Source organism: Streptomyces sp. NBC_00440 (assembly GCF_036014215.1).
Lineage (GTDB): Bacteria > Actinomycetota > Actinomycetes > Streptomycetales > Streptomycetaceae > Streptomyces.
This window is the reverse complement of the sequence record NZ_CP107921.1, coordinates 2,616,156-2,628,335: the sequence shown is the minus strand read 5'-3', so window position 1 is coordinate 2,628,335 and position 12,180 is coordinate 2,616,156. Positions and strand designations below refer to the sequence as shown.

The 12,180-nt window shown below is 71.7% G+C and carries 8 protein-coding genes; 7 read left to right on the top strand and 1 reads right to left on the bottom strand.

The window, feature by feature from the left end:
- Positions 1 to 11 precede the first annotated feature (11 nt).
- The 4 genes from OHB13_RS11635 (at position 12) to OHB13_RS11620 (ending at position 6,503) form a co-directional block, all read left to right on the top strand.
- Entirely contained in the window at positions 12 to 1,511 is a 1,500-nt protein-coding gene (locus OHB13_RS11635; protein WP_266856905.1) for a CoA-acylating methylmalonate-semialdehyde dehydrogenase, read from the top strand.
- 174 nt (positions 1,512 to 1,685) lie between these two features.
- Complete coding sequence (locus OHB13_RS11630) at positions 1,686 to 2,936, top strand: EfeM/EfeO family lipoprotein (protein ID WP_443062939.1); 1,251 nt, start codon at positions 1,686 to 1,688, stop codon at positions 2,934 to 2,936.
- 163 nt (positions 2,937 to 3,099) lie between these two features.
- Complete coding sequence (gene efeB, locus OHB13_RS11625; protein WP_328377005.1) at positions 3,100 to 4,392, top strand: iron uptake transporter deferrochelatase/peroxidase subunit; 1,293 nt, start codon at positions 3,100 to 3,102, stop codon at positions 4,390 to 4,392.
- Between the two features lie 221 nt (positions 4,393 to 4,613).
- Positions 4,614 to 6,503 (top strand): phospholipase C, encoded by a 1,890-nt coding sequence (locus tag OHB13_RS11620; protein WP_328377004.1) that lies wholly within the window; start codon positions 4,614 to 4,616, stop codon positions 6,501 to 6,503.
- Positions 6,504 to 6,565: 62 nt separating this feature from the next.
- Here OHB13_RS11620 and OHB13_RS11615 read toward each other — a convergent pair whose 3' ends face one another.
- Positions 6,566 to 7,465 (bottom strand): hypothetical protein, encoded by a 900-nt coding sequence (locus tag OHB13_RS11615; RefSeq protein ID WP_266856910.1) that lies wholly within the window; start codon positions 7,463 to 7,465, stop codon positions 6,566 to 6,568.
- A gap of 145 nt (positions 7,466 to 7,610) precedes the next feature.
- Here OHB13_RS11615 and OHB13_RS11610 point away from each other — a divergent pair, with 145 nt between their 5' ends.
- The 3 genes from OHB13_RS11610 to OHB13_RS11600 all read left to right on the top strand — a co-directional run bounded on the left by OHB13_RS11610 (position 7,611) and on the right by OHB13_RS11600 (position 12,152).
- Positions 7,611 to 8,480 carry an aminoglycoside phosphotransferase family protein gene (locus tag OHB13_RS11610; protein ID WP_328377003.1) on the top strand — a complete coding sequence of 290 codons (870 nt, stop codon included), beginning with the start codon at positions 7,611 to 7,613 and terminating at the stop codon, positions 8,478 to 8,480.
- 157 nt (positions 8,481 to 8,637) lie between these two features.
- Positions 8,638 to 11,253, top strand: coding sequence for an alpha/beta fold hydrolase (locus OHB13_RS11605; protein WP_328377002.1), 2,616 nt, complete (start codon positions 8,638 to 8,640; stop codon positions 11,251 to 11,253).
- The gene (locus OHB13_RS11600; protein ID WP_328377001.1) at positions 11,250 to 12,152 is read left to right on the top strand and encodes an ABC transporter permease; all 903 of its coding nucleotides are present in this window, start codon (positions 11,250 to 11,252) and stop codon (positions 12,150 to 12,152) included. Before OHB13_RS11605 ends, OHB13_RS11600 begins: the two co-directional genes overlap by 4 nt.
- The last annotated feature ends 28 nt before the right edge of the window (positions 12,153 to 12,180 follow it).

Below are 12,180 nucleotides of genomic sequence, written 5' to 3'. Positions count from 1 at the left end.
GAGCGTTCACCATGAAGACCGTCAACCACTGGATCGGTGGCAGGGCCGTCGACGGCACGTCGGGCAACTGGGGCCCGGTGACCGACCCGGCGACCGGCGAAGTCACCACACAGGTCGCGCTGGCCTCCGCCGCCGAGGTGGACGCCGCGGTCGCCTCCGCGAAGGCCGCCTACGCGACCTGGGGGACCTCCTCGCTCTCCACGCGCACCACGGTCCTCTTCCGCTACCGGGCGCTCCTCGACGCCCACCGCGACGAGATCGCCGCGCTGATCACCGCCGAGCACGGCAAGGTGCACTCCGACGCGCTCGGCGAGGTCGCCCGCGGACTGGAGATCGTGGAGCTGGCGTGCGGGATCACCACCCAGCTCAAGGGCGAGCTGTCCACCCAGGTCTCCAGCCGGGTCGACGTCTCCTCGATCCGGCAGTCGATCGGTGTCGTCGCGGGCATCACGCCCTTCAACTTCCCGGCCATGGTGCCGATGTGGATGTTCCCGCTGGCCATCGCCTGCGGCAACACCTTCGTACTGAAGCCCAGCGAGAAGGACCCGTCGGCCGCGAACCTGCTGGCCGAGCTGGCCACCGAGGCCGGTCTGCCGGACGGTGTGCTGAACGTCCTGCACGGTGACAGGGTCGCCGTGGAGGGCCTGCTGAGCCACCCGGACGTCGCCGCCGTCTCCTTCGTCGGCTCCACCCCGATCGCCCGCCACATCCACGCCACCGCCACCGCCAACGGCAAGCGCGTCCAGGCGCTCGGCGGCGCCAAGAACCACATGCTGGTGCTGCCCGACGCCGACCTGGACGCCGCGGCCGACGCCGCCGTCTCCGCCGCGTACGGCTCCGCCGGTGAGCGCTGCATGGCGATCTCCGCCGTCGTCGCTGTCTCCTCCATCGCCGACGAGCTGGTCCAGAAGATCCGCGAGCGCGCCGAGAAGATCACCATCGGTCCCGGCAACGACCCGTCGTCCGAGATGGGCCCGCTGATCACCAGGGCGCACCGCGACAAGGTCGCCTCGTATGTGACGGGCGCGGCCGCCCAGGGCGCCGAAGTCGTCCTGGACGGCACCGGGTTCACGGTCGAGGGCCGCGAGGACGGCCACTGGATCGGCCTCTCGCTGCTCGACCGGGTGTCCACGGAATCGGACGCGTACAAGGACGAGATCTTCGGCCCGGTGCTCTGCGTGCTGCGCGTCGACACGTACGAGGACGGCGTGGCGCTGATGAACGCCTCGCCGTTCGGCAACGGCACCGCGATCTTCACCCGGGACGGCGGCGCGGCCCGCCGCTTCCAGCTGGAGGTCGAGGCCGGCATGGTCGGTGTCAACGTGCCGATCCCGGTCCCGGTCGGCTACCACTCCTTCGGCGGCTGGAAGGACTCGCTCTTCGGCGACCACCACATCTACGGCAACGACGGGGTGCACTTCTACACCCGCGGCAAGGTCGTCACCACCCGCTGGCCCGACCCGGCGGACGCCCCGGCGGGCGTCGACCTCGGGTTCCCGAGCAACCACTGAGCCAGTACTGATTCCTGAGCCCGTTCGCCGCTGACGACCGTATGGCGCGGTGGTGAACTTCCGGGGAACTCCCACCGGGACGGCGCCCGTACGGCAGGTCGGGGGCGGAACGGATGCCTAGCATGACGGCATCCGACCGCCCCCGTCTGCATGCCGTACGAACGGAGCCAACCTGTGCCCACCAGCGCTGCCGGTACTGGTACCGGCTCCGGTGAGGGGCCCGCCGTCGGCCGCCGCATATGGGTGGCGGTGGCCGTCACCGCCACGGCCACCGCGGTCGCCCTCGGCGCGCTGCTGACCGCCGAGGGGCCCGGCGCGGCGGCCGGACACCCCGCGGCCACCGCCTCCGACGGGCTGCGCCACACCGCCGTCGAGGTCTCGCCCGGCTCCTGCGGCCGTGGCTGGACCCGGCCGCACCCGGGGACCCAGGTCTTCGATCTGACCAACACCTCCAACGGCCCGGCCGAGGTGGACCTCACCGATCCGCGCACCGGCGCCGTCTACGCGGAGACCGAGGGACTCGCGCCCGGTACGACCCGCGCGATGCGGGTGGTCCTCGGCGGCGGTTCGTACTCCTTCACCTGTCTGCCCGACGACGCGGACGCGGTGCACGGCCCGACCGTGCACATCGCGGGCGCCGCGCGGGGGAGCGGCCCGCACGCGGTGCCGGTGACCGAGCACGATCTGGTCCCGCCGACCCTCGCCTACCAGAAGTGGATCGGCACCAGGGCCTCCGAACTCGCCCGGAAGACCGGCGTACTCAGGAAGGCCGTCGACCGCGGCGACCTGGCCGCGGCCCGTGCGGCGTGGCTGCCCGCACATCTGGTGTACGAGCGGATGGGCGCGGCCTACGGCACCTTCGGAGACGCGGACGCCGCCATCAACGGCACCGGTGCGGGACTGCCCGGCGGCTCCCGCGACCCGGACTTCCAGGGCTTCCACCGGGTCGAGTACGGGCTGTGGCACGGTGAGTCCGCCGCCTCCCTGCGCGGCCCCGCCGACCGGCTGGACGCGGCGGTCCGCGCACTGCGCGACGGCTGGCCGCAGCAGCGCATGGACCCGGCGGACCTGGGGCTGCGCGCCCATGAAGTCCTGGAGAACACCGTCCAGTTCGAGCTGACCGGACGCACCGACCGCGGCAGCGGCACCAGTCTGGCCACCGCCCGCGCCAACCTCGACGGCACCCGCGAACTCCTCTCCGTGCTGCGGCCGTTGCTCACCTCACGCGATCCGGGGCTGCCGCACCTGGACTCCTGGCTCGACCGCACCCAGCGCACGCTGGACGGATTCCGCCACGACGGCAGGTGGACCCCGGTGGACCGGCTGAAGACCGCCGACCGGGAGCGGCTCAACGCCGACGTCAGCCAGGCGACCGAACTGCTGTCACAGGTGGCAGCCCTCTGCGACCTGCGCAGAACGTCATGAGCGGCAATGGCATGAGCAACAACGGCACGAGGAACCGCATGGGCATGGGCATGGGCATGGGCAGGGGCATGGGCAATGGCAATGTCTTGCGGGACGCCGTGCGTGACGAAACCATGCGGAACTGCGGTATGCGGCACGGCAGGGGAACAGCAGGAGGCACGGTATGAGCGGGAACGGCGCGAACGGCGCGAACGGCGGGAACAGCGCGAACGGCGGGAACGGCGGGAACGACGTGCGCAGGCGCGGATTCCTGCGGAGTGCGGCGATGGGCGTCGGGTCCGTGGCAGCGGGGGCCGCCCTGGTGGGCGCGGACCGGCCCGCCGCACCGTCGTCAGGTACCACGGCCGCCCCGGCCGTCTCCCGTACGGACTTCCACGGCGCCCACCAGGCCGGAATCCTCGGGGCGCCGCAGCGCGCCACCGTGTTCGCGGCCTTCGACGTCACCGCCGACGGCCGCAGGGAACTCACCGAACTGCTGCGCACCCTCACCGCGCGGGCCCGGTTCCTGACCACGGGAGGCACCCCGCCCCCGCTCGGTATCACCGCCCCGCCCAGCGACTCCGGTGTGCTCGGGCCGCAGGTCCCCGCAGGTGGGCTGACCGTCACGGCCGGTGTCGGCGCGTCCCTCTTCGACGGCCGCTTCGGGCTGCACAGCCGCAAGCCGCTGCGGCTCACCGCCATGCCGTCGTTCCCCGACGACGACCTCGACCAGGCCCAGTGCCACGGCGATCTCAGCGTGCAGCTCAGCGCCGAAAGCCCCGATGTGGTGCTGCACGCGCTGCGGGACATCGCCCGGCACACCCGGGGCGCGATGCAGGTGCGCTGGCGGATGGACGGCTTCAGCAGCCCCGCCCGGCCCAGCGGAACACCCCGCAACCTCCTGGGGTTCAAGGACGGTACGGCCAACCCCGACGCACACGACGCCGCGGCGATGGACCGGCTGGTCTGGGTGGGCGCAGGCGCCGAGCCCGGCTGGACGGCCGGGGGCAGCTACCAGGTGGTGCGGCTGATCCGGATGCTGGTGGAGTTCTGGGACCGGGTCTCGCTGACCGAGCAGGAGCGGATGTTCGGCCGGGGCCGCGACACCGGGGCCCCGCTCGACGGGAACCATGAATTCGACTCCCCGCGGTACGCGCAGGACCCGAAGGGCGATGTGATCCCGCTGGACAGCCATATCCGGATGGCCAATCCGCGGACTCCGAAGACCGAGGGGCAGCGGCTGCTGCGCCGGGCGTACAACTACGACCGGGGCATGGACTCCAACGGCAACCTCGACATGGGGCTGCTCTTCTGCTGCTACCAGCAGGACCTGGCCCGGCAGTTCGAAACCGTGCAGAAGCGGCTCGCAGGTGAGCCGCTGGTGGACTACATCAAGCCGTTCGGCGGGGGCTACTTCTTCGCCCTGCCCGGCGTACGCGACCGTACGGACTGGCTGGGCAGGGCGCTTCTCGCCTGAGCCCCGCCCCTCTCCCTGTACCTCCGCGTACTCCCCCTCCCTGCACCTCTGCGTACCTCCCCGCACCTCCGCGTACCAAGGAACGGTCAAGTCTTCCCCCGGACTTCGTGACTGGCTGTTCACCCCGGCGACACGGACGCGCAGTCACCCGGTCGTGGCGGGCGCGCAGCATCCTCCGCGTAAGCACGATCACGGCAGCCGACAGCGGAGGCACGGAGAGCATGGTCAGCACAGGGAGAACGGCGGGGCCCGGGCGGCGGGCGATACGGTGGGGCGCCTTCGCCGGAGCTGCGGCGCTCACCGTCCTCGGGGGCCAGGCCCCCGCGTTCGCGAGCCCGCACGGGCCCGGCCACGGTCAGCACGGCGGCAGCCACGCGACCGCCACCCCGGTCAAGCACCTGGTGGTGATCTTCCAGGAGAACGTCTCCTTCGACCACTACTTCGGTACGTACCCGAAGGCGGCCAACACCGACGGTACGAAGTTCACCGCGGACCGGCACACCCCGAGGAACATCAACACCCTGAGCAATGCGGGGCTGCTGAAGAACAACCCGAACCAGTACGCGCCCCGCCGGCTCTCCTCGTCACAGGCGCTGACCTGCGACCAGAACCACAACTACGGGCCCGAGCAGTACGCGGCCAACGGCGGCAAAGCCGACCAGTACGTCCAGAACACCGACTCCGGCAAGTGCTCGGGCAACCTCTTCGGCGAGCCCGGCCTGGTCATGGACTACTACGACGGCAACACGGTCACCGGACTGTGGAACTACGCCCAGCACTACTCGCTCGGCGACAACTCGTACAGCTCCAACTACGGCCCCTCGACGCCCGGAGCGCTCAACCTGATCTCCGGCCAGACGCACGGCGTGACCTCCGTCGACCCGGCGTCCGGCACCGAGCACCCGAAGCAGACGGCGAAGCCCGACGCGTACACGGTCGTCTCACCGGACGCCAAGGGCGTCGGCACGGTCACCAACGACCCCGACCCGGCGTACGACGACTGCTCGAACAGCGACCACACCAGCAAGAACGCGCTCGCCGTGATGCACGGCAGCAACATCGGTGACCTGCTGAACAAGAAGAACGTCAGCTGGGGCTGGTTCCAGGGCGGCTTCCGGCCCAGCACCGCCTGGAGCGGCAAGCAGGGCGACTACGCGAAGTGCGCGGGGAGCACCCGCACCAACGTGGGCGGCGCCGCGTCCGTCGACTACAGCCCGCACCACTCGCCCTTCCAGTACTACAGCTCGACGTCCAACCCGCACCACCTGGCCCCGAAGAACGTCAGCGAGATCGGGCACAGCGGGCGCGCGAACCACAACTACGACCTGACCGACTTCGACGCGGCCCTGAAGGCGGACCAGCTGCCCGCGGTGAGCTTCCTGAAGGCGTCGGAGTTCCAGGACGGCCACGCGGGATACTCGGACCCGACCGACGAGCAGCACTTCCTCGTCGGGCAGATCAACAAGCTCCAGAAGTCCCCGGAGTGGAAGGACACGGCCGTCGTCGTCGCCTATGACGACTCGGACGGCTGGTACGACCACGCGTACGCCAAGCCCCAGAACGGCTCGAAGGACACCACGACCGGCTCCAACGGGAGGGCCACCGACAGCCCGGCCTGCCAGGCCGGTCCCCGGTCGGCCGGCGGCTACGCCGACCGCTGCGGCCCCGGCACCCGGCAGCCGCTGCTGGTCATCTCCCCGTACAGCAAGGTGAATTCGGTCGACCACACCCGCACCGAGCAGGCGTCGATCACCAAGTTCATCGAGGACAACTGGCACACGGGCCGTATCGGCGATGCGTCCTTCGACGCCCGCGCCGGTTCCCTGACGTCGGCCTTCGACTTCAGGCACCCGAACAACAAGCAGGTGCTGCTCAACACGGACGGATCGGTGCAGTCGGTGCGGCACATCCCCGCGCAGCCGTCGCGCCCGCACGGCGCGGCGGCCGCGACGGCGGCCCGGTCCGCGACCCGCTCCGACCTCGCGTCCAGTGATGTCGCGGCGAGCGCCCCGTCGTCAGCCGTCCTGCCGGCCGGTATCGCGGCGGTACTGGTGGCGGCGGGAGGCGCGGCCTTCGTGGTGCGGCGCCGGAGGGGCCGTACGGAGGGCTGAGCCCGGACGGCGCGCACCCGCCCGTCCGTCGCGGACGGGCGGGTGCGCGCCTGTTCAGCGCATCAGCCTGCCGTCTGTCCCGACGGGTCCGCCTTCGTCCGCATCTGCCGGAATGTGTCGCTCAGGTCCGCGGTGTCCGAGGCCGACGGCGTCTGCACAGGCTTCGCGGGACCGAACTTCTTGAAGTCGACCGACACCTTCATGGCGTCGAGGTCCTCCTTCATCCTGACCGGCACGTCCTGGTTGTCGACCCAGACATCGAAGGTGATCGAGTCCACCGAGCCGGGGAACTGCTGGAGCAGCCGCTTCTTGTCATCGGACCCGAGCGTGGATCCGGCCGCTCCGAGATCGTCCTTGGACAGCGTGGTGTGGTAGTGGGTCGTTTCCCTGCCGAGCACGGTCTCCTTTCCGACTTGCCTGACATTCCGGGTGTACTTCAGGGACTTGATCCCCTGCGTCGGATCGGCACTGCCACCGGTCAGCTCGGCCGCACCGGATTCGCCCACGATGGCCGACAAATCGACCCGCACCCAGTGCTTGCCCTTCAACCGGCCACTCGCCTGCGGAACGACGTGGTAGTAGTACGCGCCGTTCACCAGCAGCATGTTGACGCTCTTGCCGGACGTCAGCCCGTCCATTCCGGCGGACTTCGCGTCCGTCTGCACATCGAAGGAGAGGCCGTCGCCCCAGGAGTACGTCCCCTCCATCGTGATCGGCTCATTCTTGGAGGACGATCCCACTATCGTCGAGTGCGCGGGGAACGATGTGGTCATGCGCACCTCGGCCGAGCCGTACTTCTCCGTGCTGTCCGTCGCGCGCTGAAGAGCGGCCAGCGGCTGGACGGCGACCTTCGCCGCCCCCTCGGCCGTCTTCTTCGCCGTGTGGGCGGAGCAGCCGGTCATCCCCACGACCGTCGCAACCGCCGCCGCGCACAGCGCGACTCTGCTCACCTTCGTACTCATGTCTATGTCCCCACCCCTTGAATTCGCTTGTGACCGGAGGAGTTTAGACCGCAGGTAATCGGGAGGTGGGCGCCCGGGCCAACCAGGTACGTTGACGTGACCGACCGCGTGACACAGGGCGGACGGCAGACGTCGGGGGAGCGAGATGGCGGCAGCGGGACCAGGGCAGCACCCCGGCAACCGGGCCCGTCTGATCGCGCGCTTCGGCCCCATGGCCGGTCCCTGGCACGACGCGCTCCCCACGCTCGTGGACGGCCTCGCCCGCCGGTGGGGTCTCGACGTCGGCGAGGCCGGCGGCGGTGGCACCTCCCGGGTGTACCGCTGCCGGCGCGACGGGGATCACGAGGGGGTGGCCGCCGCTGTGTGGCTGAAGCTGACGCCCGATCCGGTCGTCGCCACCCAGGAGGCCGAGGCGCTGAGCGCCTGGTCCGCCACCCCGTCCGTCGTCCGGCTGCTCGACAGCGATCTCCGCGTCGGGGCGCTGCTGCTGGCCGGGGTCGAACCGGGCACCCGCGTACGGGAGAGCGGCTGGCGGACCGCGGACGTCGCCCGGCTCCTGGCGGACCTGCGTACGGCGCCGCGTACCCGTACACCACTGCTCCCGCCGCTCGGTGAACGGATCACGTTCATGTACGACATGGCCGCCCGGCGCGGCACCCACGACCCGGAGGTACTGGCGCACGGGCGCGCCGCCGCGCTCGGTCTCGCGGGAACCGGCCCGGCCGACGGGCTGGTGCACGGCGATCTGCACCCGGGCAACGTCCTGGTCGGCCCGGGGTACCGGCTCGTCGCCATCGATCCCCGCCCGACCTTCGGCGACCCGGACTTCGACGCGGTCGACTGGGCCATCGACGGAGCGACGGACGAGGTCGCGCTGCGGCGCCGGATCGCCGAACTGGCCGCGCTCGTGCCCGGCATGTCGGCGGCCCGGGTTCTCGCCTGGTGCCGGGCCACCGCACCCCTCACCACGGGCGCGCCGGCGTTCCTCGTCACCCCGGCGGGTCTGAGGGGCTGAACGCCGCACCGTTAAGGGACGCCCCGGTTCGCGATCCGGCCCGCGCCCGGCTACTCCCGCCGCGGTACGGACCCCCGGCCGGCTACTCCGCCGGTACACCCGGCAGTTCCACCCCGTGGCCCGCCGCGCTGTCCGAGCAGGCGCTTAGGGTTCAGGCATGAAGCTACGCAAACCCCGTGGCCGGGTGCTCGCCTGCGCGGCCGCCGCGCTCGCCGTCCTCGCCGGGGCCGGTACGTGGACGGCCGTCGCGTCCGACGGGCCCGCGCCGGTGCACCGTGAGGACCGGCTGATGGCGGTGGACGGGGTGCGTATCGACACGTCGTACTTCACGGCGGGCGGCTCCGGGCGGCGGCCCGCCGTGCTGCTCGGGCACGGCTTCGGCGGCAGCAAGGACGAGGTGAAGTCCCAGGCGCAGCAGTTGGCCCGGGACGGGTTCGCGGTGCTGACCTGGTCGGCACGGGGCTTCGGGAAGTCGACCGGTGACATCGGGCTCAACGACCCCGGCCATGAGGTCAAGGACGTGTCACGGCTGATCGACTGGCTGGCGACCCGCCCGGAAGTCCAGCTGGACAAGCCCGGTGACCCGCGCGTCGGCGTCACGGGCGCCTCGTACGGCGGTGCGATCTCGCTGCTCGCCGCCGGGTACGACCACCGCGTCGACGCCATCGCGCCGCAGATCACCTACTGGAACCTGGCCGACTCGCTCTTCCCCGACGGGGTGTTCAAGAAGCTCTGGGCCGGGATCTTCATCAACTCCGGTGGTGGCTGCGCCCGTTTCGAGAAGCAGCTCTGCGCGATGTACGACCGGGTCGCCGAGAGCGGCAAGCCGGACGCCGCCGCCCGCAAGATGCTCGACGAGCGGAGCCCGTCCGCGGTGGGCGGCCGGATCAAGGTGCCCTCGCTGATCGTCCAGGGCCAGACGGACTCCCTCTTCCCGCTGGGCCAGGCCGATGCCGCGGCGAAGCGGATCAAGGCCAACGGCGCGCCCGTCTCGGTCGACTGGATCGCCGGCGGACACGACGGCGGAGACGGGGAGAGCGGCCGGATCAACGGGCGGATCGCCTCCTGGTTCGACCGCTATCTCAAGGACGACAAGGGCGCCGACACCGGCCCTGCCTTCCGCGTCACCCGGACCGGCGGGGTCGATTCGACCGATGGCGCCGCCCAGTTGAGGGGTGCGAGCAGCAGCCGCTATCCCGGCCTGGAGAGCGGTGGGCACCCGCTCGCGCTCACCGGCCGCGAGCAGACCGTGGAGAATCCGGCGGGCGGCGCCCCGCCCTCGATCTCCGCCGTACCGGGCGTCGCCGCGCTCTCCCAGCTCTCCGGGCTCGGGGTGGGGCTCTCGCTGGACCTGCCCGGCCAGTACGCGCGCTTCGACTCCGCACCGCTGACCACCGCACTCACCATCACCGGCGCACCGAGGGCCAGGATCAGGGTCACGTCGTCCTCACCGGACGCGGTGCTCTTCGCCAAGGTGTACGACGTGCCGCCGGACGGCAAGCAGCAGCTGCTGCCGCACCAGCTCGTCGCCCCGGTCCGGATCACCGGGGCGAAGGCGGGCCGGACGGTCGAGCTGACCCTGCCGGCCATCGACCACAAGGTCGAGGCCGGACACCGGCTGCGGCTGGTCCTCGCCTCGACCGACCTCGGCTACGCGTCCCCGGCGTCCCCCGCCACGTACACCGTCGCGCAGGCCGGACCACTGACCGTCCCCACCGTGCTGGCGCTGCGCACCGCGAGTGCCGGATTCCCCTGGTGGGTGTGGGGACTTCCCGCGCTGGGCGCGCTGATCGCGGCCGTGCTGCTGGTGCCGCGGCGGGCCAGGTCCGTCCCCGCACCCGACCCGGAGCTGGCGCAGCTGCCGCTGCGGATCACCGGGCTGACCAAGAAGTACGCCAGGTCCGCCGACCGGTACGCGGTCCGCGACCTGTCCTTCGAGGTCGGAAAGGGCCAGGTGCTCGGTCTGCTCGGGCCCAACGGCGCGGGCAAGACCACCACCCTGCGGATGCTGATGGGACTCATCACACCGGACGGCGGCGAGATCCGGGTGTTCGGCCACGCCATCCGGCCGGGTGCGCCCGTCCTCTCGCGGGTCGGCGCCTTCGTCGAGGGGGCCGGGTTCCTGCCGCACCTCTCCGGGCGGGCCAACCTCGATCTGTACTGGCAGGCCACCGGCCGCCCCACCGAGGACTCGCACGTCGCCGAGGCGCTGGAGATCGCCGGGCTGGGCGACGCACTGGACCGCGCGGTCCGTACGTACTCGCAGGGGATGCGGCAGCGGCTCGCCATCGCCCAGGCCATGCTCGGCCTGCCCGACCTGCTGATCCTGGACGAGCCGACGAACGGACTCGACCCGCCGCAGATCCGCGAGATGCGGGACGTGATGATCCGGTACGCGGCCGAGGGCCGGACCGTGATCGTCTCCAGCCATCTGCTGGCGGAGGTTGAGCAGTCCTGCACGCATCTGGTCGTCATGGACCACGGACAGCTCATACAGGCCGGACCCGTCGCCGAGATCACCGGCAGCGGGGACACCCTCCTCGTCACCGCCGCCGATGAGATCACCGAGGCGCTGGCCGGAAAGGTGGCCGCACTGCCCGGCATCGGGTCCGCCGTACGGACCGACGACGGACTGCTCGTACGGCTGGACGGCGCCACCCCGGCCGCCCTCATCTCGGAACTGCTGCGCCTGGACGTGCCGTTGACCGGCGTGGGAGCGCACCGCCGCCTGGAGGACGCGTTCCTCACCCTGATCGGAGGCCAACCCGCATGAGCACGACCGCCCTCCCGGACCCCCGACCGGGCCCCGCCCCACGCGACTCCGCGACAGCCACCGCGCCCGGATACCGCGCACGGCACACGCTGCCGCTGCTGGTCGAGGCGAAACGGCAGTTCAGGCGGCGGCGCACGCTGGCGATGGGCGCGGTGCTCGTCGCGCTGCCGTTCGTCCTGGTCGCGGCGTTCGCGGTCGGCGGCGCCCCCAGCGGCAGCGGCCGGAACGGGCCGACGCTCCTCGACACCGCGACGGCCTCCGGTGCGAACTTCTCGGCGACCTGCCTGTTCGTGTCGGCGGGCTTCCTGCTGGTGGTGCCGGTCGCGCTGTTCTGCGGCGACACGGTGGCATCGGAGGCCGGCTGGTCCTCGCTGCGCTATCTGCTCGCCGCGCCGGTGCCGCGCGCCCGGCTGCTGTGGAGCAAGCTCGCGGTGGCCCTGGTCTTCAGCCTGGCGGCGATGGTGGTGCTGCCGGTGGTGGCGCTCGCGGTGGGCACGGTCGCGTACGGCTGGGGGCCGCTGGAGCTGCCCACCGGGGGCTCGCTCGCAGCGGGGGACACGGTGCCGCGGCTCGTGCTCGTGGTGGCGTTCATCTCGGTGTCCCAACTGGTCACGGCAGCACTCGCGTTCTGGCTCTCCACCAGGACGGACGCGCCGCTGGGTGCGGTCGGCGGCGCGGTCGGTCTGACGATCGTCGGGAACGTCCTGGACGCGGTGACCGCGCTCGGCTCCTGGCGCGACTTCCTGCCCGCGCACTGGCAGTTCGCCTGGGCGGACGCACTCCAGCCCCAGCTCGAATGGGGCGGCATGGTCAAGGGCGCGGCCGTCTCGGTGGCGTACGCGCTCGTGCTCTTCGCGCTGGCCTTCAGGGGGTTCGCCCGGAAGGACATCGTGTCGTAGCGGAGGCGGCCGGGCGGCGGTCCGGCGG

Excerpts from the sequence above, each read along its gene's own strand:
- OHB13_RS11635 (WP_266856905.1), top strand. The coding sequence starts at position 12 with ATGAAGACCGTCAACCACTGGATCGGTGGCAGGGCCGTCGACGGCACG.
- efeB (WP_328377005.1), top strand. The coding sequence starts at position 3,100 with ATGAGCGGGAACGGCGCGAACGGCGCGAACGGCGGGAACAGCGCGAAC.
- OHB13_RS11620 (WP_328377004.1), top strand. The coding sequence starts at position 4,614 with ATGGTCAGCACAGGGAGAACGGCGGGGCCCGGGCGGCGGGCGATACGG.
- OHB13_RS11615 (WP_266856910.1), bottom strand. The coding sequence starts at position 7,465 with ATGAGTACGAAGGTGAGCAGAGTCGCGCTGTGCGCGGCGGCGGTTGCG.
- OHB13_RS11610 (WP_328377003.1), top strand. The coding sequence starts at position 7,611 with ATGGCGGCAGCGGGACCAGGGCAGCACCCCGGCAACCGGGCCCGTCTG.
- OHB13_RS11605 (WP_328377002.1), top strand. The coding sequence starts at position 8,638 with ATGAAGCTACGCAAACCCCGTGGCCGGGTGCTCGCCTGCGCGGCCGCC.
- OHB13_RS11600 (WP_328377001.1), top strand. The coding sequence starts at position 11,250 with ATGAGCACGACCGCCCTCCCGGACCCCCGACCGGGCCCCGCCCCACGC.